This window comes from Citrobacter sp. wls717 (genome assembly GCF_005280955.1).
Classification (GTDB): domain Bacteria; phylum Pseudomonadota; class Gammaproteobacteria; order Enterobacterales; family Enterobacteriaceae; genus Citrobacter; species Citrobacter werkmanii.
Map to the genome: position 1 here is coordinate 435,930 of NZ_SZWW01000007.1, position 22,520 is coordinate 458,449.

The following is a 22,520-nucleotide window of genomic DNA, read 5'->3' on the forward strand; positions in this document are numbered from 1 at the left end:
CAGTTACGGCTGGCTATAGTGGGAAATGGTGTACTTGAGCCGGGTGTTATTTTTGCCGAGCTTTCTGGCAATGTTGCTTTTGTACGCCCCGATGGTTTTTTCACTTTTTTGTGACGCCCCGGCGATTTGTGCCAATGACCAACCCCGGGCAAGCATCATCATGACATTGAATTCGTTTGCGGTAATTTTAGTATGTAGTGCGTTGATATTATTTTGTTTTTTATTCTGTATGATACGTGTAACGGCATGCAGTAGCCGATCGAGGCTGGCATCTTGATCGAGTAATTGCATGTTCTTCCCGCAAACGGTTTGAAAAAGAGAAAAGGTGGCTTCATCTGCCAAAACAATAATTTTTGTGGCAGGGCGGATAGCCATGCTGCGGATAATCCGGGCATATTTTAAAAAATCTGATTTGTCAGGATTAATAATGATGTAATCCGTGCCATCTGGCAGGAACTTGACTGCTGAAAACGTCTGAGAGGAGTGGTATGTGATATCAATATATAATGATGAACCACGTAGAATTTCTCGCATGCCTAGCCAGGGATAAAGTGAATCACCCAAAAAAATAGCCTTAGACATTACGATCTCCTTGAAATTTTAATGCAAGCAGTCGCCTCTTTTTTCTGGCTGAAAAAAGAGTTTCTTGCGACGCGCGGAATGTTAATTAAATCTCGTATAACGTTCTTTGGTTCGAACGTATCCTTATTTATTGCCGATTCAACAGATATTTTCTGTATTTATTAGAAGCATTAACTATTCTGAAAGTAGATATTACACTTTGTTAAAATTTAAGATAAATCGTTTATATCACCTCTGAGCAGATGATTGATAGATTTCGCTTATGGATCACCACAAGAATGGGCCCACCTTTTCCATAAAGGCAGGATATTCCTGGCTTATTGACGGCGATTTATTTAAAAATGATTATATTTCAAAGGAATGCCAGCTTGTGATGATGGACTGGTTGGTGGGTAGGAAAATTCTTAATTAAGATTAGGAAGAAGGGGCGGGTGGGAACAGTGAAGATGGAAATATCGCCAAACTTACATTAAGCATCTAAAAATGTTTGAATTTAAGACTGTTTAGCCAATTAAATAAACGTTCATAGATTTTTATTCTAAGTTGGTCTTTTTGTGCTTTATTTGAGCATGTTGCTTGCCGTTGTCATTTTATCTGCTTACTTCGCTGCTAGCGCTCAGCCCGCTAACAGCTCCTGCTCGACCTGTTGCACCTGTTGTTCCAGCGAGTTGCGGATTTCCGTCAGCGCCCGTTGCTGGTCAGAGAAGTAAGCCTCTTTATCGGTCACGGAGGAAGCAAGGCGCCAGGCGTTTTCCGCCTCTAGTTCGGTAATCTCTTTCAGCAGTGCGTTAATTTGTTCTCTGAGCTGCTGTATTTTGCTGCGTAAATGCTGCAGATCGTTCAATCGGTCGCTCGCCATCATCGGTTCGAGACCACTTTGTAACTGGGTCAGTAACGCCCGTACGGCGGCAAGGTCGGCATTTTGGCGCGCCTGGTTAAGCTGTACCATCATCTGATGCGCTTTCTCTTTCAGATCATCCGCCACTACGTCCGGGTGGCAAAGACGACTGGCCTGCCGCCACAGGCGCTTTAGCTCGCTACGCTCATCGGGAGAAAGTCGTTGATCGCGGGTAAAACGATGCTGTGCGTCCTGCTGCTGCTCCTGATATTCATCATATTCATGACTGGCCTCTTCTTGTGCCTGGCGAGTCGCGCTGTCGTCCTGGCGAGAAAAGTCGTTTTCCAGTTCACGGATCTCCGCCAGCAGGGCGGTGATCAGCTCCGTTTGTTGCTGAATGCGTTGCCGGGTTTCGACAGATTCGCGCGAATCTGAGTGCTGGTTCATCCATTGCTGCTTGAGTCTGGCCAACTGCTCAACGGCCTGGGAAATATAGTGCTGACAGGATTGATAGTCTTTTTCCCGGCGTTTTCGCTCCGCTTCCTGCTTACGTTGCGCGCTGGCGGTCAGTTGCTTACGCAGCTCAAGGATGCGGCTCATCAACGGCCCAAGACGAAGATGGTATAGATCGTTGAAATCATCGAGGATTTGAATGCGCGTGTTGCGCTTATCAATCAGGTCACGCAATTGTGTTTCAAGCGCTTTCAGTTCGAGTTTACTCGCCGCAATCGCAGGATCCTGCCACGTAGAGACTGCCCGCTGAGATTGCAGCCAGGCGGTGATTTCACGCAGAGCATCGCTAAAGCGCCGGGCTTCGATCGCCTGCACGATGGTGTCTGGCACGACTGACAAAGGCTCATTTTTCAGATGCGCCACCTGTTGGAAAATAATCTCCTCATCTTCCAGTTCAATAGCGCTTTTGACGATTTCCAGTCGTTTGATGATCTTATTCATGACAGTCGTTGCCTGGCCTGGCTTAAAAACGAGTGGCTTAAATACAACAGGCCCACCCGTTTGAAAATGTTAGAAAAACAGTAAGGTGCATTCTGTGGCCTGCAATACCTTTTCGTCCAGAATAATTCACTGTAATTATGAAAAGCGTGAGCTCTGGTAAGGAGCAGCCCCATGAAAAATAACAACGGCTCAGGCATCGCTGATGACCATGGTGTTAAACGATTGCGCCTTGCGGCAACCAGGTTGAAATGTTAAAAGAAGCCCCTTCAATAAAAACGACACAGGGGAAGGGCGTGAAAAACGCGTCAACTGCATCTGACACCAGCGTGTCTGATGCCGCGTCGACGAATGAGCCGACGCTTCAGCGGGGGTTGCAAAACCGCCATATTCAGTTAATTGCGCTGGGCGGCGCAATTGGAACCGGCCTGTTTTTGGGCATTGGTCCGGCCATTCAGATGGCGGGGCCTGCGGTGTTACTGGGTTACGGCGTAGCCGGAATCATCGCTTTTTTGATTATGCGTCAACTGGGCGAAATGGTGGTGGAAGAACCCGTTTCCGGATCGTTTGCCCATTTTGCCTATAAATACTGGGGACCGTTTGCTGGCTTTTTGTCCGGCTGGAACTACTGGGTGATGTTTGTGCTGGTTGGCATGGCGGAGCTGACAGCGGCCGGAATCTACATGCAGTACTGGCTGCCCGATGTCCCCACCTGGATTTGGGCCGCCGCGTTTTTTGTGATCATCAACGCCGTCAATCTGGTTAACGTACGTCTGTATGGCGAAACGGAATTCTGGTTTGCGCTGATTAAAGTGCTGGCCATTATCGGCATGATTGGCTTTGGTATCTGGATGCTGTTTTCCGGTAACGGCGGGGAACATGCGAGCATCGATAATCTCTGGCGTTACAACGGCTTTTTTGCCACCGGCTGGAACGGATTGATCCTTTCGCTGGCGGTGATTATGTTCTCGTTTGGCGGGCTGGAATTGATAGGGATCACTGCCGCGGAAGCGCAGGATCCGCAGAAAAGTATCCCGAAAGCGGTAAATCAGGTGGTGTACCGTATTTTGCTGTTTTACATCGGTTCTCTGGTGGTGCTGCTGGCCTTGTACCCGTGGGTGGAAGTGAAATCAAACAGTAGCCCGTTCGTGATGATTTTCCATAATCTTGACAGTAACGTGGTGGCTTCTGCACTGAACTTTGTCATTCTGGTGGCTTCGCTGTCGGTCTATAACAGCGGTGTTTACTCGAACAGCCGCATGCTGTTTGGCTTGTCCGTGCAGGGAAATGCGCCGAAGTTTTTAACCCGCGTCAGTCGTCGTGGCGTTCCGGTGAACTCATTGATTCTGTCCGGCGCGATTACGTCACTGGTGGTGTTGATCAACTATGTGCTGCCGCAAAAAGCGTTCAGTCTGTTGATGGCGCTGGTTGTCGCGACGCTGCTACTAAACTGGATTATGATTTGTCTGGCGCATTTGCGATTCCGCGCGGCGATGCGCCGCAAAGGACGTGATACCCAGTTTAAAGCGCTGCTGTATCCGGCCGGAAACTATCTGTGCATTGCCTTCCTCGGCATGATTCTGGTGCTGATGTGCACCATGGATGATATGCGCTTGTCCGCTATTCTGCTGCCGATATGGATCCTGTTCCTGTTTGTTGCCTTCAAACTGCTGCGCCGTAAATCCCGCTAATATCTAACCGATCTCATCCTGGCGATGAGATCGGTCACCACTTCTCATTGCCGATTAACGCTGAAAAGCCCCTGACAATGCGCGAATATCATTTCCGGTAGGCGACTGATGAATGCGTAAGCCAAACTCTTCGATCACTGCGAATATATGGTCGAAGATATCAGCCTGAATACTTTCATATTCCAGCCAGACTACCGTATTGGTAAAAGCATAAATCTCGATCGGCAAACCATGATCGTCCGGCGCAAGCTGGCGTACCATTAACGTCATATCTTTGCGAATCCGCGGATGGTGACGTAAATATTCGTTCAGATAGGCGCGGAAAGTGCCAATATTGGTCATCCGGCGGTGATTCAATACGGATTCAGGCGCATCCAATAGCTGATTCCACTCGTCAATTTCCTGATGACGCGTGGTTAAATACGGCTTTAGCAGGTGTGCTTTATGCAGTCGCTGGCGTTCATCTTCGTCAAGAAAATGAATGCTGGTGGCATCAATGCTGATGCTGCGTTTAATGCGTCGCCCCCCGGAAGCAGACATCCCGCTCCAGTTTTTAAAAGAGTCCGATACCAGTGACCAGGTGGGGATAGTGGTGATGGTGTTATCCCAGTTGCGCACTTTCACCGTGGTCAAACCAATATCGATAACCGCGCCGTCTGCGCCGTATTTCGGCATTTCCAGCCAGTCGCCCAACTTCAACATATCGTTGGCTGAAAGCTGTATGCCGGCCACCAGGCCGAGGATTGGATCTTTAAACACCAGCATTAAGACGGCGGCCATCGCGCCCAGGCCGCTTATCAGTATTGCCGGGGACTGACCAATCAGCAGGGAAATCATCAAAATCCCAACGATAATTGCGCCGATCAGTTTGATTCCCTGGAATATACCTTTCAACGGTAGCTGAGATGCGGCTGGGAGTTTTTGCGACAGATTGAGAATAACGTCCAGCAGGGAGAACAGGGACAGCAGGGCGTACATCATGATCCACAGCTGAGCGCAGGTCACTAATATCTCTGCGGCTTCGCTGCCTTTTTGTAACCACAGCGCGGCCTGAATGTTGACAATGATACCCTGCAGGGTGAATGCCAGCCGGTGAAATAACTTGTTCTGCGTGATGATTTGTAGCCACAGACGGGAGCTGGCGTTTGCGCGCTTTTCAAATGCGCGCAGCACCACCCAGTGCAAAATAACGTGAACAATAATGGCGGTGAGAAAAATAATGCCAAAAATCATCACCAGCGAGGTGGTGTGGTTTATTTCAATGCCGAGTTCTTCTACCTGAGATATCAATTCCTGCATAATGTCTCCTTAATAAACAGCGGCCTATGATGACTGCTGTCAGGAGCTTATGCAAATTACGCTCGTCTTGCCTACGATTTTGCGGCGATGCTGGCGCACACCGGATTGATATTCAGCGTGCGGCGAAATAAAAAGGTAGTCAGTAACAGTACGGTCATCATTGTGGCTTCGACGGCTAAAAAGCCGATAACCGAGCGCGTGTAATCACCATGGTAATGTTGCTGCAGATGCAGGAACAGCGCCCCCAACACGGCGGGACCGAGTCCTAATGTTGCCTGCTGCAACGTACTCAGAATGGTGGTTCCGGCGCCCGCATCGTGCGTGGCGATATCGCGCATACCGATGCGATAAAAACTGTTCACAATCAGCGCCTGACCATAGCCGATAAATGCTGTCGCCGGAACGAGCGTAATGGCTGAGGTATGCATACCTGAATACCAGAAGGTCATCATTAAGCCCATCAAGCCAGCGATCTGAATAATCAACCCGGTGAGCAGAATACGTCCCGTGCTATAGCGGGCAATGAGTCGCGGTGCGTAACAGGCGGAGATAAAATAGGCTGCGCCAAGCGCAATAAAGCTATTGCCGGATTCCCAGGGCGCCATCCCCAGACCGGCCTGTAGCGTCAGCGCCATACAGAACATAAATCCTGACCAGGCGCTAAAAAACAGTAATGCGATCAGCACGCCGAACCGGATGCTGCTGAGTTTTAACAGGCGTGGCGGTAAGAGAGGATGTTGCCCGGTCTGTTCTTGTCGTAACGCATTGCTGCGCATCCACCATCCCAAAGGCAGGATGGCGACCAGAGCAAGCTGAGTCTGCCACGGCCAGCCGGTTTCCGGGCCTAATGCCATGGGAAACAACAAGCAGCAGAGAATCGCAGCCAGACTGCTGGTGCCCAGCCAGTCGATGCGGGTTCGGGTTTCTCGCGTGGTTTCCGGGACATAGCGTTGGCTGAACATCAGAACTAACAGACAGATCGGGACATTAATAAAAAAGGCGTTGCGCCAGCCCAGCCCTGCAATATCTGCCGAAACCAGCCAGCCTCCGCCCATCTGGCCGACAATAAACGCGATGCCGCCAATTCCTCCATACAAACTGATGGCCCGCGCATGTGCAGGACCTTTCAGCGTGACGTGCAGGGTGGCAAGGATCTGCGGCACGATTAGCGCCGCGCCCGCACCTTGTAGAACGCGGGCAGCCAGTAACATATGAATGGAATTCGCCATCCCGCATAAAAGAGAGGCGATGCCAAACAGCACGACGCCTGTCATAAACAGGCGGCGGCGACCATAGTTATCACCGAGTTTGCTGCCCAGCGCCAGACAAACGGCGAAAGTCACCCCGTACAAAGCGACAATCAGCTCCAGCTGCGTGGTGGTGGCCTGAAGCGACTGGGTAATGGAATCCAGAGCGACATTGGTAATTGATGTATCAATGAGCGGGAGCATTTGGCCTGTCAATAACAGGAGCAACCCTATGCGGCCGGGTGAAACAGTTGATGTACTCATAGTAACTCCATTGCATCATTTTGCAGATGGACGTAGCATCACTGAAAAATTAAACGGGTACCAGTTCCTGGTTATACTGGTATTGGTACTACTATGCTGGAGAGTCCATGTCGGTAATAGCGCAACAGGAATCCGCGGTTATTCTCCCTGATGACAGCCGCAAGCAGCTTGGCGCGTTTTTACGTGCGCGACGGGAAAGCCTCGATCCGCAGCGTCTGGGTCTGCCGCGCATTGGGCGGCGAAGAACGCCCGGTCTGCGCCGCGAAGAAGTCGCGATGTTGGCTAACGTTGGCGTCACCTGGTACACCTGGCTGGAGCAGGGGCGAGAGGTCAATCCGTCGCAAGCGGTCTTACTGAACGTGGCGAGCGCGCTGCAATGCAGTCCGCTGGAAACCCGCCACCTGTTTGTACTGGCCGGATTGACGCCACCGGAATCCACGCCGGTGATGGTGTGTGAAGGGATTGCGCCAGGCACCCGAAAGATGCTCGACAGCCTGATGCCGCAGCCCGCCAGTATTCAGAAACCCAGTTTTGACATCGTGGCCTGGAACGACAGTTTTTGCCGGTTGATGGGCGTTGATTTCTCCACGCTCCCGAGCGAAGACCGCAACTGTATTTACCTCTATCTCACGAATGAAACCTGGCGTAGCCGGATAGAAAACTGCGATGTATTACCGACGTTTGTTTCTTATTTCCGTGCGGCAATGGCGGAACATCGCAGCGATCCTGTTTGGGAAAATAAACTGGCGCGCTTTTTTGCCGCATCGTCTGAGTTTGAAGCATTATGGCATCAGCGTTATGACGTTCGCGGTGTGGAAAATCAGGTCAAAAACTTTGTTCATCCGCAGTTAGGGCGTTTTAGCTTGCAGCAAATGTACTGGTATTCCGCCCCGCGTAACGGTTCGCGGCTGCTGGTTTATTTACCGATGGATGAAGCGGGGGAGCAGGCTCTGGCCTGGCTGAATCAGTAGTGATACGCCCGATGACGGCGACACGCATCGGGCATAACGGCAAAAATCAGACTTCAGTCAGCGTTGTTTCCAACGGCAGACGAGATTTCGGCAGCGCGGCGTTGAAATCCTCTACGCTGTGATGACCTACCGGGACCACGACTACGCTGGTGAAACCTTTTTCTTTCAGGCCAAACTCTGCGTCGAGAACGGCAGCATCAAAGCCTTCGATTGGCACCGCGTCCAGCCCCATCGCCGCAACGCCCAGCAGGAAGTTACCGACGTTCAGGTACACCTGTTTCGCCATCCAGTGGTTGTCATCTTTGAGATCTTTGCGGTGCAGGTCGGCAAAGAAAGTACGGCCTTTGTGGTTAGCGGCTTTGGCTTCCGGGGTAGCGAAACGGCCATCGCGCTCTTCTTGATCGACGACGCGCTCCAGCCATGCATCGTCCATCGCCGTTTTGGCGCAGAACACCACAACGTGGGATGCATCCAGCATTTTACGCTCGTTGAATACAAAGCCGCCGGCTGCGGATTTCGCCACGCGCGCTTTACCTTCGTCAGTGCTGGCAACGATAAAGTGCCACGGCTGAGAGTTGGTGCTGGACGGACTAAACTGCAGCAGCGTTTTTAATTTTTCGGCCTGCTCAGCGGTCAGTTTTTTATTCGGATCGAATGCCTTAGTGGAGTAACGTTTTAAGGCGACAGAAACAATATCCATAACTACTCCTGGTGGTTTTCCTACCCTGCGGGTGCGTTTAGTTTCAGCAGGGTACAGGGTTAGCGAGAAAATGATAAGAGCGAAAAATGCAAAAACACTTATCGACGCTAACGATAAATCAGCCTGGCCGCAGGCGTTGCTGATCGCGCTTAGGCAAACCATCCACCACCCGGTGCCATGAGTCGCTCACCAGGTCCGTCAGCAATGACTCGGTAATGTCGTCGCCTGGATAGACTGAGATCCAGTGCTTTTTATTCATGTGATAACCGGGTTCAATGCTGGGGTAGATCTGCTGATTTAACAGTGATTTTTGCGGATCGGATTTCAGGTTAACCAGCGGGCGTCCGTGATGTTCAAAGACCAGCATGAAAATCTTGCCGCCGACCTTGAACACGTCGTATTCCGGGCCAAAAGGCCAGCAGTGCTCAGTAAAAGGCAGTTCAAGCGCAAGGCGCTTCGCGCAGACATGCAGTGTCTTTCCATCCATTATTTTTCCTCGCGGGTCAGGGCGCGCCACATGGCTTCAAACCCCAACGAAATGTATTCAGTCGCGCGGGCAGGGTTGCGGGCAGCGAATTCCATGGTTGTTTCTGCAAGTGTCAAAAAAAGCCCGTCGCCGAAGGCGCGATACTCGTCCGACATAAATTCAGGGCGCACGGAGCGATGACAAAGATCGCGCAGTTCCGGAAACATATCGTCAGCCTGCTGTTCAGTTTCTTTGCTGATTTTCTCGCTGACGGCCAACTGACGAATGGTGCGATGTCCGCAGGTATGATTCAGACCCCAGCTAATGTAGCTGTTCCAGATGTAGTGAGTCATGGTTTTGGCATCGGTCACTGAACGGTCCAGATTGGCCATCATTGACTGGCAGAGATCGTGTTTTAAAAAGAGGTAAAGCTCGTTGATCAGATCATCTTTGGTCGCGAAATAGCGAAACAACGTTCCCTCCGCAACCCCTGCATTGCGCGCGATTACGGCGGTTGAGGCCGCAATACCTGATTGTGCAAATGCTGTGGTTGCAGCTTCCAGTAATGCCAGTTTTTTGTCTTCACTCTTCGGACGAGCCACTACACTTTACCCTTAAGTCTGTAAAAAACATGATTGAATCACGGCCTTTGCAGCACCGCAACGGAGAATGTCAAAGATTGAAAATCATCTTGACGGCGAACTTTCGATTTCTATAATGAGTGCTTACTCACTCATAATCAAGAGTCAGTCGCGCAAACCAGCGGAAAGGAGGCGCGTTTAAGGTCAGGATATGAAGCGTCTCACAGTTTGTGTGGTTGTTATTATGCTTATTGCCGCTGCTACAAGTTTACCGTTTGTACTCAATGCCGGATTTGGCCAGGCGCCGCAAGGGGCACAACTGAGTCAGGTTGAACTGTCGCCACACTATCGTGATGGACAGTTTCATAACCAGGTGCCAACACCGGGCTATACCGGTAACAAAGGTATGCTGGCGGCCTGGTGGGAGTTTCTGGTCGCTAAACGTGAAAATGCGCGGCCAGCGCAGCCGTTACCGCTGGTGGCGAGCGATCTCGCCGGGTTACCGCCGCAGCAGGATACTCTGGTCTGGCTGGGCCACTCCTCATGGTATTTGCAACTGGCGGGTCAACGCATCCTGATTGATCCGGTGTTCAGCAACTATGCCGCGCCGTTTTCATTTCTGAACAAAGCCTTTGCCGGGGATTATCCGTGGACCGCGCAGACGATGCCGGAGATCGATCTGCTCATCATCTCGCACGATCATTATGACCATCTGGATCTCGCCACCATCAAGGCGTTAATGCCGAAGATTAAACGGGTGATTACGCCGCTGGGTGTGGGGTCGCATCTGCGTTATTGGGGAATGCGCAGCGAGATAATCGACGAACGTGACTGGAATCAGTCCGTCAGAGTGACGGATTCACTGATTGTTCATGTTCTGCCAGCCCGCCATTTTTCGGGGCGAGGCATTAAGCGTAATCAGACGCTGTGGGCCAGCTTTATGTTTGAAATGCCGGGGCAGAACGTTTATTACAGCGGGGATTCCGGCTACGGGCCGCATTTTAAAGCCATTGGCGAGCAGTTTGGCTCGGTTGATTTGGCGATTATGGAGAACGGTCAGTATGACCAGGACTGGAAGTTTATTCACATGATGCCGGAAGAGACGGCTCAGGCCGCGGCGGATCTGCATGCGAAAGCCGTTTTGCCCGGGCACGCAGGTCGTTTTGTTCTGGCGAAACATACCTGGGATGATCCGTACAAACGACTGGCGCTTGCCAGCCGCCAACAAGATTACCGACTGCTGACGCCGATGCTGGGTGAACCGGTCATACTGTCCGAACCGGACCAAACGTTTACGGCCTGGTGGCAGCAGGCGAATCAATGAACACAGGGGAGAGCATGATGACGATTTCTGCTCAGGTAATTGATACGATTGTTGAATGGATTGATGATAATTTGAATCAACCATTGCGCATTGATGATATTGCACGCCATGCGGGTTATTCAAAATGGCACCTACAGCGTCTTTTTATGCAGTACAAAGGCGAGAGCCTGGGGCGTTACATCCGTGAGCGTAAACTGCTGCTGGCGGCGCGCGATCTGCGCGATACCGATCAGAAAGTGTACGACATCTGTTTGAAGTACGGATTCGATTCACAGCAGACTTTTACGCGTATTTTCACCCGTACGTTTAGTCAACCGCCGGGCGCTTATCGCAAAGAAAATCATAGTCGAACGCATTAACGGCACCGGGTTCTCGCGGGTTTAATCCGCCAGCGAGAACCAGCGCCGCCAAATGTAGCGCAGCACAAAATACTCAATCACCCCCAGTAGTAAAAACCACAGGCAAAACAGCAACGTGTAAAACTGGTTGAGATCCATCAGATGAAAGGTGGCGACGAGTTTTTGCGCCAGCACCAGGCCAAGTGAAGGGGCAGGTAAGAGCAGGCAGGACAGAAAAGCCAGCAGCAGGATCCCAGCGGCGGTCATCAGCGATTCAAGCGGGTGTTTCATGGTATTGTTAAACTTGAGTTAAAATACCATTGTCCGGGATCTCAGCGGGCAACGCAAACCCCACGCCTAAAGCCCTGCCCAAATCTCACAGTGTTTTTTCACCAGACCACTCAACGATCCGCCTTCCGCCACGAAATCACGCATATTCTGTGCTTCATCATGACCATGTTTAACCTGCAGGCGTAAGGCTTCAATCGCGCTGGTCGCCCCCACTTTGTCCGCAGAGGCGGCGACATTCTCCAGCAGTCGTAGCGTGTCATCCGCCAGGCGATGCCCATCGCCCGTATTCACGTCGGTGACAATCCCCGCCATACCAAAGCGACAGGCCTGAAAACGGTTGAATTTATACAGTAAATAATCACGCTCCTGGTGTTTGAATGGACGTTTGGTGAGTAGCCAGTGGGCGGTGGACTGTATCAGTCCCGCCATATTGACCGCGTGTTTAAGGGTCAACGGAGTGTCCATTACCCGAACCTCAACCGTACCGAAGTGCGGGCTGGGGCGGATATCCCAGTGCAAATCTTTAATGCTATCAATCATGCTGGTGTAAGCCAGCCGGCGAAATAGTCCCGTAAATTCCTGCCAGTTATTTACCCATGGCATCGGACCGTTATCGGGAAAGCCGGAGAATATATTCAGGCGCGCGCAGGCAAATTGCGTGTCGGATGTCTGCATGTAAGGCGAGGCGGCAGAGAGCGCAATAAAATGAGGAACAAATCGCGACAGCCCGTGCAGGAGATAAATTGCATCATCACCGTTGGCGCAGCCAACATGGACGTGCTGACCGAAAACGGTCGCCTGCTGAATAAGATAACCAAAATTTTCCAGGTTACGTCGATAGCGTTCGTCATCGCAGACTTCCTGACGTTGCCATTTTTGAAATGGGTGCGTACCACCGCCGCAGATGGCGAGGTGATGCTCTGCCGCAACCCGCATGATTATCTGCTGCATGGCCGACAATTCAGCATCAGCCTGGTCGATATTGCGACAAACCCCGGTTGCCATCTCCAGCATACTTTCGGTGATATCGTGCTTCACTTCCCCGGCGGTAAGCTGTGGCTTAATGGCGTCAATCAGCCGGGAAGAATCCTGGCTCAGGTCGTAACCTGGGGGATTAACCACCTGCATTTCCAGTTCAATGCCTAGCGTAAAAGGGTCGGAAACATGAAAATCGGGTAGTGACATAGGGTTCTCTTCAGCGTTGATTTTAATTAAGTATAGAAGGACTGCTGGTTTTCTGTTTTGCGTAAGAAATCACCGGGTGACGCTTTGAAGGTGAAATGGCAGGTGCTATAACTATTTTTTGCTTCGCAACAGGGGTTGAATCCGTGCCGGAAATAAATCTTTATGGTCAGACCGTCGGCGATGTTGTGCCGGACTGGAAGGGGGCCGCCGTGCTGCCACGGGAAGAGCTTGTTGGACAGTATTGCCGTTTGGTTCCTCTGGATGCCGACAGCCATGCCGCCGACCTGTTTGATGCCTATGCGCAGGCACCCGACGATCGCGACTGGACCTGGCTTGCAAGCTCCCGCCCAACGAGCGTTGAAGCCGCGGCTTGCTGGATAGCGGCAAAATCCACTGACGTCTCCCTGGTTCCCTATGCGGTAATTGAACAGCGTTCCGGGCGTGCCGTTGGCCTGGTGTGCTTTATGGCGATCGAACGGGAGCATGGCTCGGTCGAAATTGGTCATGTGACCTGGTCGCCGCGCATGAAAAATACGGTACTCGGCACCGAAAGCGTCTGGCTGCTGCTGCGTCAGGCGTTTGCGTCAGGCTATCGGCGCGTGGAGTGGAAATGCGATTCGTTGAACACGGCGTCGCGACGGGCGGCAGAGCGTCTGGGGTTTATCTTCGAAGGGCGTTTTCGCCAGAAGATCGTGCGTAAGGGGCGCAACCGCGACAGCGACTGGTTATCAATGATTGACAGCGAATGGCCGCAGCGCGATGCCGCATTGCAGCGTTGGCTGGCTGCCGACAACTTTGATGAACATGGGCGGCAACGAAAAACATTGGCGGCATGTCGTGGCGAGTAAATAAACGCCCGCAGTTAAAAACGCTGCGGGCGACTGACTGTTTACCAGCAGATGAATCCACCGTCGACAACCAGGTCTACACCAGTGCAAAATGAGGCCGCATCGCTGGCAAGAAATAGTGCCGGACCGGCCATCTCTTCTACTTTCGCCATGCGCTGAATCGGCGTCTGGCTTTCAAACTCTCGCGTCTGATGAACCATCTCCGGGCGAGTGTTCATCGGTGTGGCAGTATATCCCGGGCTGATGGAGTTCACGCGGATCCCTTTTTCAATCCACTCCATCGCCAGACTTTTTGAAAGATGAATCACCCCCGCTTTAGCGCTATTGTAATGAGCCTGTTCGAGGCCACGGTTGACAATAATCCCGGACATGGAGGCGATGTTAATAATCGAGCCGCCGCCGGACTCCAGCATCAGCTCCGCCTCAGCTTTACAGGAGTTCCACACGCCGGTGAGGTTAATATCGATAACGCGTTGCCACTGCTCGCTTTCCATTTCCAGCGCCGGGTTGGCGTTGGCAATGCCTGCGGCGTTCACCGCGATATCCAGGCGACCAAAACGTTCCTTCGCCAGGGCTACGGCGGCGCGCAAGTCGCTAAGCTGACGGACATCACCCGTATAGAGTGCCGCCAGGCCGCCGATCGTCGCGATATTATTAACGGTCTCTTTTAGACCACCGTCTTCGCGCAGATCAAAGCACACCACGCGCGCGCCAGCGCTGGCAAGCGCGTATGCGATGGTCTGTCCAATGCCGCTGCCCGCACCAGTGACAAAAGCGACACGTCCCTCAAGGTTAAACAGTTGCTGAGCAAAATCTTTTGCGATCATAGTGATGACTCTCTTCGCGAACACCCTGCGGGTGTTATGACATAATCAGGCCGCCATCGATGTTGATGGTTTGTCCGGTAAGGTAACGCGCATCGTCAGATGCAAGGAAAGCGACCAGCCCGGCGACATCCTCAGGTTTACCCGCGCGTTTCATTGGGATGCCTTTAACCCATTCAGCCATCAGCTCACCCTTGCCATAGCGTTTATCCTCAGTGCTGAGGATCTCACCCCATACGCGGTCGTTGTAATCCCACATTTCGCTTTCGATAATCCCCGGGCAGAAGGCGTTGACGGTGATATTCCATGGAGCCAGCTCATGCGCCAGGCTTTGCGTGATACCAATTACGCCCATCTTGCTGGCGGCGTAATGTGGGGTATAGATGAAACCCTGGCGACCCTGACCCGAGGAGGTATTAATCAGACAGCCATGTTGTTGTTTAACCATATATTTCGCCGCTTCCCGGCAGCAGAGCCACACGCCGGTGGTATTTACAGCGAGGACTTTTTCGAAATCAGCTTTCGGCATACGGTCGAAATAGTCGATAGTGATGACGCCCGCATTCTGAACGGAAACATCAATGGTGCCAAAGCGTGCTGCGGCCTGCTCGTACAGAGATTGCACCTTTAGCTCATCGGTCACATCCACCTGTAATGACAAAATATCTGCCTGATAGCGCTGACGAAGTTGCTCCGCCGTTTCGTGGACGCGCTCGGCATTAGACACCATCACCAGATTTGCGCCGTCGCGGGCGAAACGTTCGGCGATACCTGCGCCAATCCCACGACAAGCACCGGTGATAACAATCGTCTTACCATGAAAATCACGTTGCATATTTTTATCCCCTGTATAGGCCGGACAAAGCATGCCCGGCGGAATGTTGCTGCTTAACTGGATACGGTATTTACTGAGGGTGCTGCCGCCAACTTTTCTTCATGGCGACGCATCAGAATGACTTTGTTCTGCAGCTTTTGCTGGAACTGATCGACGATCACCGCGGTGACGATAACTACTCCTTTGATGACCATTTGCCAGAAGTCGCTGACGCCCATCATCACCATGCCATCAGCGAGGAGGACAATGACGAAAGCACCGATAATGGAGCCGGAGACGCGTCCGCGCCCGCCTGCCAGCGCGGTTCCGCCCAGCACGGTTGCGCCGATGGCATCCATCTCAAACATATTGCCGGTCATCGGGTGGGCGGTTTGCAGTTGCGAGGCGACAATCAGCCCAACAAAGGCGGCACATAGCCCGGAAAAGGCGTACACAAAGATTTTCGCTTTTACGATAGGCACCCCGGCCAGGCGTGCGGCGGATTCGTTGCCTCCAATCGCGTAGATATAGCGGCCAAGCGGCGTTTTGGTAGTTACCCAGTAGCCCAGCAACAGGAAAGCGATCATCAACCAGATGGGCAGATAAATCCCCAATAGCGTGCCTGAACCCAACGTGGCAAAACCGGTATTGCCGAGAGCATCCATGCCGTTGAGATTTGGATAAGTGCTGCCGTCGTTAAACAGAAGAGCAGATCCCCTGGCAACGTACATCATGCCGAGCGTACAGATAAACGGCGCCACTCCGAAACGCGTGATGACGGCGCCGTTAATGAAACCAACGATAATCCCGAAGACGGCGACACAGAGAATGACCTCTGGCACGTTGAAGAAGATGATGTTCCCGCCCCAGATGGGCAGACCATTGGTGAGCAAGGCGCCCGCAACCATACCGCAGATACCCGCCACCGCGCCGACGGATAGATCGATGCCGCCCGTCAGTATCACCAGCGTCATACCAATTGCCAGTAACCCCGTTATGGCGACGTGTTGAGTCATGATCAGCAGGTTAGATGTGGTCAGGAAATTCGGTACCATCACGCTGAAGAATGCGATCACCAGCAGCAGCGCGATAAACGTTCTGGCCTTCAGCAGGTACATATAAATCATATATTTCTGGTTCATGATGGATTCCAGCCTGATTAATCTTGAGGTGTAGAAGCCGCGATTAACGTCTCGCGGGTGACTGCATGGCGGGGAACATCGGCGGTGATTCGGCCATCGGCCATTACCAGAATGCGGTCCGCCAGCGCCATCACTTCGTCCAGCTCTGATGAAGAGAACATCACAGCCAATCCTTGCTGCGCCATTTTGCCGATAAGGTGATACACATCGGTTTTGGCTCCTACATCAATGCCTCGGGTGGGTTCATCCAGGAAGACCACCTGCGGTTGCGTCATTAATGCTTTACCCAGCACCACTTTTTGCTGATTACCACCGCTTAAGGAGGTGATAGGCAATTCGGGATCGCTCACTTTGATGGCCAGTTGCTGGATCATCGCCTTCACACTGGCCTGCTCTTTATGCGGGTTTAGCCATTTCCAGGCCCGACGAAAGCCTTGCAGGCTGAAATCAGACAGCGTCATGTTGGACTGAATCGACATCATCTGCACAACGCCTTCGCCCTGTCTGTCTTCCGGCACCAGCGCCAGCCCTTTTTTGAGGCGTGACTGAAAATGGGCTTTATCAATGCATTCGCCATTGAGCTGTACGCTGCCGCTCTGACAGGGCATGAGTCCGACCAGACCTTTGAACAATTCCGTCCGTCCTGCTCCCAGCAGGCCATAAATCCCGATGACTTCACCTTTGCTGAGACTAAACGTCACATCATTTAGCTTATAACCGCCGCTTGGGTGAAGCGCGGTAAGTCCCTGTACGGCTAGCACCGTTTCACCTTGTGGGGCGGGTTGATAATCAAAATGTTTTTTCTTGTCACCTACCATCTGTTCAATGATCCACGGAATACTGGCATCATTCACCGGGCGTTCACTGATAAAACGGCCATCGCGGAAAATCGTAATGTAATCACCAATTTCCATCAGCTCTTCCAGACGGTGAGATATATAGATGATGGTGACGCCGCGCCGTTTGAGTTGCTCTATTACGTTAAACAGCACCTTGACTTCGGACTGACTAAGCGCGGAAGTGGGTTCATCCATAATCAAAACGCGGGTATCTTTGGAAAGTGCGCGGGCAATCTCGACCAGTTGCTGATGGCCGATCCCAAGCTCTTCCAACGGTGTATACGGATCAACGTCCAGCTCCAGCCTTTCCAGCAAAGATTTCGCCAGTGCGTATTGATATTTTTCGTTGATTTTCCCTTTCTGAAAGAATTCGTTAGCCATGAAAATGTTATCCATGACATTCATATTCGGGAATAAATTTAACTCCTGAAAAATAATGCTGATACCCAGTTTTTCGGCCTGATGAGTCGAATTTAATACGACTGGCGTACCATCCAGAATAATTTTTCCGGAAGAGGGGCTTTCGACACCAGCAAGCATTTTCATCATGGTGGACTTACCCGCACCATTTTCTCCGATCAGTACGTTTACTTTATTCCGATAAACCCGGTAGTTGACGTTATCTAATGCTACTACGCCAGGATAGATACGTGATAAATCGTGGGTTTCGATAATAACTTCAGATTCGACGGATTGAGGAGCGACGATATCTTGCTGCTGCATGTTAATGTCCTCCCGCAGATTCTATTTTTGCTGGTGTAATATCTGGAATAGATTGTGGTATATCCCACCCAGAAAAAACGCCATAAACGTGCACTGCTTCTCCGGTTTTAAGCTGTGCTGACTGGATCATCTTTATTGCTTGTTCGTTAATCGCCCGACCATATTCGCCAAACAATACTTGGTCATTGAAATCACCATAACTCGCGCCTTTAAAGGCATCGCGTAATTGCGTACCGCGCAGCGTGGGGCCTATCTGCACAATGATGTTGTTCCCGCTTTTATCTGCGATGGTCATTTTCCCACTGCGAGAGGCGGTGTCGAGTTTGCTAATTGTTCCCTCCACATGGATGTAAAAGATGCAGGGATTCTCTTCCTGAGAGCGGTAGCCGAGGTTTTTACAGGCGCTATCGAAATCTTTCTCAGAGTGTAACGCCGCCATTAACTCTGCGGCCGGGCGAGCCTGCCCAACAATTTGCGGGACAATTTGGTTTTGCCACGTTTGGTCTATATTGGCCATATGTGGATTCGGTGGTGACTTGAGGTCCGCTAGCTCCTGCTGAGAGACGATACGGCATCCGCCCACGGTCAGCACGGCCAGCGCCAGCCAGGCTTTTTTAGACATAATATTCTCCTCTGCGCCTCCTGAGAGGCGCAACAACTCGAGATCAGGACTTGATATTGAAATCCTGTACTTTATCTGCGTTATCTTTAGTGATGAGAATGCCGCGGAACATGACGCGTTGTTTTTCAGGCTTTATGCCTTTTTGCAGGTAGTTATCCAGATCGGTAACCCCTTGCGCGGCGATAGCCTGTGCCTGGAGCATGACGGTTGCCTGTAGAGTGCCGGCTTTCACCGCATCGCGCTCATCGTTGCTGCCGTCGATACCAACCACGACCACGTCGCTGCGGTTTGCCGCTTTTAATGCCGCAATAGCGCCCAGTGCTACAGGCCCATTACCGCAGATAATACCCTTCACATCCGGGTGAGCCTGCAGGATGCTGTCCATAATACGTTTGCCGTCGATAAGCGTACCTTTGGCATCCTGTTTGGCGACACTGACCATGTCCGGGAACTGGTCAATAACCTGGTGGAAGGATTTGGAACGCGTGACGCAGTTATTATCGGCGAGATTACAGGTCAGCTCCGCATATTTGCCTTTTTCACCCATTTTTTCGACAAAAACGTTGGCAACTTCAGAACCTGCCTGGAAGTTATTATGTGTGATTTGCACCAGCGCAACATCATCGACTGGAATTTCACGGTTGATCAATATTACGGGAATTCCAGCCTTTTTCGCTTTTTCAATTGCAGCGACGCTGGCCGTTGAATCGGCATTATCCAGCACGATACCCTGGACTTTTTTACCGATTGCCGTATCAATTAATTCATTCTGTTTTTTGACATCTTCGCTGTGCGACAAAATTGTGGTTTTGTAGCCTAACTCCTGGGCTTTTTCACTGGCGCCTTTGGCTTCAGAAGCGTAATAAGGGTTATCCAGTGAATTAACCATAATCATAATTGTCCCTTTTTCCGCGGCATGAGCGGTAAAAGATAAAGCGGTCAGGGTTGCAGCAGTTAACAGCGTTAAACGTAATTTCATGACAATGTTCTCTCTGTGTTGTTATTGTCGGGTACGGTGAAACAACGTAAAGCCTGAATTCTTTTATGGTCCGGAGTTCTCCTTTATAGGTGGTAAAAATCGTCACGCGTTTTCCCTGGTGAGGCGTCAGGCGGACGGGGCCGGTTTCCATAATGTTCTGTTCACCGCATGGCGCCATTCCTGCCATCTTTTTTGCAGTCGCTGATGGCGCGCCATGTCGGGTTGAAATGTACTGTGTACGGTTAGAAAAGCTTTTAAATCAGTTAGCGAACCTGGATAAAGGGCTTTACGCGCCAATAATGCCGCGCCGATGGCGGAAAGTTCCGCTACATCGCTGCGCATTACCGGGTAACCCAACAGGTCTGCCTGATATTGCATTAGCCAGTCATTTTTAGTGGGGCCGCCATCAACCATTAGTGCGGATAACTTGAATTCATTGTGCTGCTGCATGGCAATCATAACATCGGCGATTTGGTAGGTAATCGACTCAAGCGCGGCGCGAATAAGGTGTGCACGTTTTACTCCCCGGCTGAGTCCGCAGATGACGCCACGGGCGCTGTCATCCCACCATGGCGCGCCAAGTCCGGTCAACGCCGGAACAAAATAAACGCCGAGGGTTGAATCAACGGAGGCGGGTAGGGTATTGAGTTCATGCGTCAGTTCGTCATCCGAAAGCTCGCTCAGACCGGTGCTATCTGCCATCCATGCCACCGCATCCCCGGTGTGCGGGATATTGCCTTCCAGGCCATAAATGATGCTATCGCCATCGTGCCAGGCGATGGTCGTGGCCAGCGCGCCAATATCGCATTGGGCTGATTTGACCGGCGCCATCACCGATGACCCGGTGCCGTATGTCGCTTTAACGCATCCCATTTCGCCGAGAGCATGACCAAACAGGGCGGCATGCGAGTCACCCACCACTGACATCACCGGGATCCCATCTGGAATGCCATTCAGGCCACGGGTATGACCAAACAAGCCGCTGGAAGGTTTGATTTCCGGTAAGGCGGCGCGCGGAATGTGGAAAAGCGCCAGCATGGCGTCATCCCACTCTCCGGTATGCAGATTCAACAACTGTGTGCGGGCGGCGTTGGAATAGTCGCAGCAGAAAGCCTCACCGGCGGTTAAATTCCACAGTAACCAGCTGTCGATGGTACCCAAGCAAATTTGTCCCTGGGCAGCGAGCTGTGGGCCATCGGTCACTGATTCCAGTAGCCAGCGCATTTTAGACGCCGAGAAAAGCGGTGCGATTGGCAGGCCGGTGGTAGATTTGATCAGTTGCTCTTTATTCTCATGCCGCAGTTCCTCGCAGTAAGCCGCGCTGCGCGTGCATTGCCAGGTAATTGCGGAATTCAACGGCTTACCTGTCTGGCGATACCAGCCAATGGCGGTTTCACGTTGATTACTGATGGCCAGCGCCGCCACGTTGTTAGCGCCAACGTGATTTACAGCTTTGGCAATGACGTCAATGGATGCCTCAATCAACACCTCGCCAGATTGTTCAACCCAGCCTTCACGCGGCGTCTGAATCGCCAGCGGCTGAGAAAACTTTGCGACCACATTGCCCTGTGCATCAAGTGCGACCGCTTTGGCGTTGGTCGTGCCTTCATCCAGCGCAATAATGAACTCTTTTTTCGCTGCACACATAGATTATCTCCTGAGTCACATTGCGTCCCGGCTTAGAGGATAAGGTATCCCTCATTGTCGCGTCATTACTTCATCAGGCCTGCTGTGACGTCATCCTTTTAATTATTGAATATATATTCGATATTGATTATTTATTTAATACCTTAGCCAGAATATTTCCGTTGGGCTACCGAAAAAATCATCAATTGTGCTGAGAATCACACTTACACAGGTGGGACAGTAACAAAAAGGATACGAAAGTAAGAGGAGGTGAAACCTTTCAGTTTATTGAAATATATATGTTTTTTGAGTAGCCTTTGCCTCCGGTTTCTTTCGTGCAAAGGCTATAAGAGGTTGCGGAATTAGCCTGTGACCAGCATCCGGGCGGTAGGGTAGTCAGTAATTAGTACGTCGATATAGCCCCCATTTAGCGCCCCTTTAATGGCGGCAACTTTGTCTGTACCACCCGCCAGCGCCACGACATTGGGGCATTTTTTTACCTTGTCGAGGGCCATACCAATCACTGGATCTTCGTCATCCTGTAAGACCGGCTGGCCCTTGTTATCGTAGTAATGCAGGCAAATGTCACCGACTGCGCCGCGATCGGCCAGGACCTGCAACATATCTTCGTGGTAGTAGTTGCCCGAGGTTTTCAGCAACTGCGATGGTTCGAGGATCCCGACGCCAACAATGGCGATATCGACATTATCAAAGCGTGAAATGACATCGGCGACATCTTTGCTGGCAACCAGACGGTTTTTCTCTTCAACCGAGCCTTCAATACTCTGCGAGGGAAGCAGCCAGGCCTCGCAGTTCAGATGTTGCGCCAGCGTCTGCGTCAGAATTGTTGCCTGCACGTTGCCGTTGGGACCCACGCCGCCCAACAATTGAATCACCCCGCCGGCTTTCAGGTTTTGCGTATGGACTTCATCCACCATCGCCCGGATTGTTGAGCTCCATGAGGAAACCCCCACAAGATCTTTAGGGCGCAATCGGGTTTCCAGATAGTGGGCTGCAGCAGAGCCAATGGCGCGTTTGATGGTATGGTCGCTGGCATCCTCTTCGGTATCAACCACAATGGCCTGCTTAATTCCGTAACGTTCCTCGATGCCTTTTTCAAGATTCAGGAAGATATTCGAGGGCTGAACGACGCTGATTTTCACTACCCCTTCTTTCTGACAGCGGGTGATAGCGCGGGAGATAAACGACTGAGAAAGCGAGAGAAGTTGAGCGATATCGGACTGTTTGCGTCCTTCAAGGTAGTAAAGGGTAGCGATTTTAACCAATAGCCGTTGTTCGTCCTGCTTAGCCATATATTTCCTCGAAAATCATTTACGTATCGCCATATCTTAGAGCGTTTTATCATACGCGAAAA

General features: G+C 51.5%; 22 protein-coding genes. 5 read left to right on the top strand and 17 right to left on the bottom strand.

Features of this window, described 5'->3' with window-relative positions; genetic code table 11:
* Positions 1 to 3: 3 nt before the first annotated feature.
* Both FDX09_RS06750 and FDX09_RS06755 read right to left on the bottom strand, forming a co-directional pair.
* Positions 4 to 582 carry a LuxR C-terminal-related transcriptional regulator gene (locus tag FDX09_RS06750; RefSeq protein WP_085047570.1) on the bottom strand — a complete coding sequence of 193 codons (579 nt, stop codon included), beginning with the start codon at positions 580 to 582 and terminating at the stop codon, positions 4 to 6.
* Positions 583 to 1,198: 616 nt separating this feature from the next.
* Complete coding sequence (locus FDX09_RS06755) at positions 1,199 to 2,374, bottom strand: DNA repair protein (protein ID WP_137346956.1); 1,176 nt, start codon at positions 2,372 to 2,374, stop codon at positions 1,199 to 1,201.
* A gap of 293 nt (positions 2,375 to 2,667) precedes the next feature.
* On the opposite strand from FDX09_RS06755, the gene pheP reads away from it, so the two are divergent.
* Entirely contained in the window at positions 2,668 to 4,062 is a 1,395-nt protein-coding gene (gene pheP / locus FDX09_RS06760; RefSeq protein WP_038638573.1) for a phenylalanine transporter, read from the top strand.
* A gap of 54 nt (positions 4,063 to 4,116) precedes the next feature.
* Here the strand turns inward: pheP and FDX09_RS06765 are convergent, their stop codons facing one another.
* Positions 4,117 to 5,361, bottom strand: a complete 1,245-nt coding sequence (locus FDX09_RS06765; RefSeq protein WP_069323117.1) for a mechanosensitive ion channel family protein — start codon at positions 5,359 to 5,361, stop codon at positions 4,117 to 4,119.
* Between the two features lie 71 nt (positions 5,362 to 5,432).
* On the bottom strand, positions 5,433 to 6,872 hold the full coding sequence (locus FDX09_RS06770) for an MFS transporter (RefSeq protein WP_204354925.1): 1,440 nt from the start codon (positions 6,870 to 6,872) through the stop codon (positions 5,433 to 5,435).
* Between the two features lie 107 nt (positions 6,873 to 6,979).
* Here FDX09_RS06770 and FDX09_RS06775 point away from each other — a divergent pair, with 107 nt between their 5' ends.
* Complete coding sequence (locus FDX09_RS06775) at positions 6,980 to 7,843, top strand: helix-turn-helix transcriptional regulator (protein ID WP_085047567.1); 864 nt, start codon at positions 6,980 to 6,982, stop codon at positions 7,841 to 7,843.
* A 46-nt stretch (positions 7,844 to 7,889) separates the two neighbouring features.
* On the opposite strand, the gene nfsB is transcribed toward FDX09_RS06775, so the two are convergent.
* From nfsB to FDX09_RS06790, 3 genes are all read right to left on the bottom strand, one after another.
* Positions 7,890 to 8,543, bottom strand: a complete 654-nt coding sequence (nfsB, locus tag FDX09_RS06780; RefSeq protein WP_069323119.1) for an oxygen-insensitive NAD(P)H nitroreductase — start codon at positions 8,541 to 8,543, stop codon at positions 7,890 to 7,892.
* A 118-nt stretch (positions 8,544 to 8,661) separates the two neighbouring features.
* A complete protein-coding gene (locus tag FDX09_RS06785; RefSeq protein WP_038638590.1) occupies positions 8,662 to 9,030 on the bottom strand; it encodes an MmcQ/YjbR family DNA-binding protein in 369 nt (122 codons plus the stop codon).
* Complete coding sequence (locus tag FDX09_RS06790; RefSeq protein WP_069323121.1) at positions 9,030 to 9,611, bottom strand: TetR/AcrR family transcriptional regulator; 582 nt, start codon at positions 9,609 to 9,611, stop codon at positions 9,030 to 9,032. Before FDX09_RS06790 ends, FDX09_RS06785 begins: the two co-directional genes overlap by 1 nt.
* A 190-nt stretch (positions 9,612 to 9,801) precedes the next feature.
* Between FDX09_RS06790 and FDX09_RS06795 the strand changes: the two genes are divergently transcribed.
* On the top strand, positions 9,802 to 10,914 hold the full coding sequence (locus FDX09_RS06795) for an MBL fold metallo-hydrolase (protein ID WP_137346957.1): 1,113 nt from the start codon (positions 9,802 to 9,804) through the stop codon (positions 10,912 to 10,914).
* Positions 10,915 to 10,931: 17 nt separating this feature from the next.
* Complete coding sequence (locus FDX09_RS06800; RefSeq protein WP_003021996.1) at positions 10,932 to 11,273, top strand: RamA family antibiotic efflux transcriptional regulator; 342 nt, start codon at positions 10,932 to 10,934, stop codon at positions 11,271 to 11,273.
* A gap of 21 nt (positions 11,274 to 11,294) precedes the next feature.
* On the opposite strand, the gene FDX09_RS06805 is transcribed toward FDX09_RS06800, so the two are convergent.
* Positions 11,295 to 11,543 carry a DUF1158 domain-containing protein gene (locus FDX09_RS06805; protein ID WP_069323123.1) on the bottom strand — a complete coding sequence of 83 codons (249 nt, stop codon included), beginning with the start codon at positions 11,541 to 11,543 and terminating at the stop codon, positions 11,295 to 11,297.
* Between the two features lie 66 nt (positions 11,544 to 11,609).
* Positions 11,610 to 12,728: a YbdK family carboxylate-amine ligase gene (locus FDX09_RS06810; RefSeq protein WP_137346958.1), complete on the bottom strand. Its 1,119-nt coding sequence runs from the start codon at positions 12,726 to 12,728 to the stop codon at positions 11,610 to 11,612.
* 143 nt (positions 12,729 to 12,871) lie between these two features.
* On the opposite strand from FDX09_RS06810, the gene FDX09_RS06815 reads away from it, so the two are divergent.
* Positions 12,872 to 13,576: a GNAT family protein gene (locus FDX09_RS06815; RefSeq protein WP_137346959.1), complete on the top strand. Its 705-nt coding sequence runs from the start codon at positions 12,872 to 12,874 to the stop codon at positions 13,574 to 13,576.
* A gap of 41 nt (positions 13,577 to 13,617) precedes the next feature.
* Here the strand turns inward: FDX09_RS06815 and FDX09_RS06820 are convergent, their stop codons facing one another.
* From FDX09_RS06820 to FDX09_RS06855, 8 genes are all read right to left on the bottom strand, one after another.
* Complete coding sequence (locus FDX09_RS06820; protein WP_137346960.1) at positions 13,618 to 14,403, bottom strand: SDR family oxidoreductase; 786 nt, start codon at positions 14,401 to 14,403, stop codon at positions 13,618 to 13,620.
* Between the two features lie 34 nt (positions 14,404 to 14,437).
* Positions 14,438 to 15,235, bottom strand: coding sequence for an SDR family oxidoreductase (locus FDX09_RS06825; RefSeq protein ID WP_085047561.1), 798 nt, complete (start codon positions 15,233 to 15,235; stop codon positions 14,438 to 14,440).
* 53 nt (positions 15,236 to 15,288) lie between these two features.
* Positions 15,289 to 16,356: an ABC transporter permease gene (locus FDX09_RS06830; RefSeq protein ID WP_137346961.1), complete on the bottom strand. Its 1,068-nt coding sequence runs from the start codon at positions 16,354 to 16,356 to the stop codon at positions 15,289 to 15,291.
* Between the two features lie 17 nt (positions 16,357 to 16,373).
* Entirely contained in the window at positions 16,374 to 17,918 is a 1,545-nt protein-coding gene (locus tag FDX09_RS06835) for a sugar ABC transporter ATP-binding protein (RefSeq protein ID WP_085047559.1), read from the bottom strand.
* Position 17,919: 1 nt separating this feature from the next.
* Positions 17,920 to 18,540 (bottom strand): DUF2291 domain-containing protein, encoded by a 621-nt coding sequence (locus FDX09_RS06840; protein ID WP_085047558.1) that lies wholly within the window; start codon positions 18,538 to 18,540, stop codon positions 17,920 to 17,922.
* A 43-nt stretch (positions 18,541 to 18,583) separates the two neighbouring features.
* Positions 18,584 to 19,519, bottom strand: coding sequence for a D-ribose ABC transporter substrate-binding protein (locus FDX09_RS06845; protein WP_085047557.1), 936 nt, complete (start codon positions 19,517 to 19,519; stop codon positions 18,584 to 18,586).
* Positions 19,520 to 19,645: 126 nt separating this feature from the next.
* Entirely contained in the window at positions 19,646 to 21,166 is a 1,521-nt protein-coding gene (locus tag FDX09_RS06850; RefSeq protein ID WP_085047556.1) for an FGGY-family carbohydrate kinase, read from the bottom strand.
* A 341-nt stretch (positions 21,167 to 21,507) separates the two neighbouring features.
* Positions 21,508 to 22,458 carry a sugar-binding transcriptional regulator gene (locus FDX09_RS06855; RefSeq protein WP_085047555.1) on the bottom strand — a complete coding sequence of 317 codons (951 nt, stop codon included), beginning with the start codon at positions 22,456 to 22,458 and terminating at the stop codon, positions 21,508 to 21,510.
* Positions 22,459 to 22,520: the final 62 nt, after the last annotated feature.

Bases quoted from the DNA above. Each gene is read 5' to 3' on its own strand.
- FDX09_RS06820 (WP_137346960.1), bottom strand. From the start codon at position 14,403: ATGATCGCAAAAGATTTTGCTCAGCAACTGTTTAACCTTGAGGGACGT.
- FDX09_RS06750 (WP_085047570.1), bottom strand. From the start codon at position 582: ATGTCTAAGGCTATTTTTTTGGGTGATTCACTTTATCCCTGGCTAGGC.
- FDX09_RS06830 (WP_137346961.1), bottom strand. From the start codon at position 16,356: ATGAACCAGAAATATATGATTTATATGTACCTGCTGAAGGCCAGAACG.
- FDX09_RS06755 (WP_137346956.1), bottom strand. From the start codon at position 2,374: ATGAATAAGATCATCAAACGACTGGAAATCGTCAAAAGCGCTATTGAA.
- FDX09_RS06835 (WP_085047559.1), bottom strand. From the start codon at position 17,918: ATGCAGCAGCAAGATATCGTCGCTCCTCAATCCGTCGAATCTGAAGTT.
- FDX09_RS06785 (WP_038638590.1), bottom strand. From the start codon at position 9,030: ATGGATGGAAAGACACTGCATGTCTGCGCGAAGCGCCTTGCGCTTGAA.
- FDX09_RS06855 (WP_085047555.1), bottom strand. From the start codon at position 22,458: ATGGCTAAGCAGGACGAACAACGGCTATTGGTTAAAATCGCTACCCTT.
- FDX09_RS06775 (WP_085047567.1), top strand. From the start codon at position 6,980: ATGTCGGTAATAGCGCAACAGGAATCCGCGGTTATTCTCCCTGATGAC.
- FDX09_RS06765 (WP_069323117.1), bottom strand. From the start codon at position 5,361: ATGCAGGAATTGATATCTCAGGTAGAAGAACTCGGCATTGAAATAAAC.
- FDX09_RS06795 (WP_137346957.1), top strand. From the start codon at position 9,802: ATGAAGCGTCTCACAGTTTGTGTGGTTGTTATTATGCTTATTGCCGCT.
- nfsB (WP_069323119.1), bottom strand. From the start codon at position 8,543: ATGGATATTGTTTCTGTCGCCTTAAAACGTTACTCCACTAAGGCATTC.
- FDX09_RS06805 (WP_069323123.1), bottom strand. From the start codon at position 11,543: ATGAAACACCCGCTTGAATCGCTGATGACCGCCGCTGGGATCCTGCTG.
- FDX09_RS06850 (WP_085047556.1), bottom strand. From the start codon at position 21,166: ATGTGTGCAGCGAAAAAAGAGTTCATTATTGCGCTGGATGAAGGCACG.
- FDX09_RS06840 (WP_085047558.1), bottom strand. From the start codon at position 18,540: ATGTCTAAAAAAGCCTGGCTGGCGCTGGCCGTGCTGACCGTGGGCGGA.
- FDX09_RS06845 (WP_085047557.1), bottom strand. From the start codon at position 19,519: ATGAAATTACGTTTAACGCTGTTAACTGCTGCAACCCTGACCGCTTTA.
- FDX09_RS06810 (WP_137346958.1), bottom strand. From the start codon at position 12,728: ATGTCACTACCCGATTTTCATGTTTCCGACCCTTTTACGCTAGGCATT.
- FDX09_RS06770 (WP_204354925.1), bottom strand. From the start codon at position 6,872: ATGAGTACATCAACTGTTTCACCCGGCCGCATAGGGTTGCTCCTGTTA.
- FDX09_RS06800 (WP_003021996.1), top strand. From the start codon at position 10,932: ATGACGATTTCTGCTCAGGTAATTGATACGATTGTTGAATGGATTGAT.
- FDX09_RS06825 (WP_085047561.1), bottom strand. From the start codon at position 15,235: ATGCAACGTGATTTTCATGGTAAGACGATTGTTATCACCGGTGCTTGT.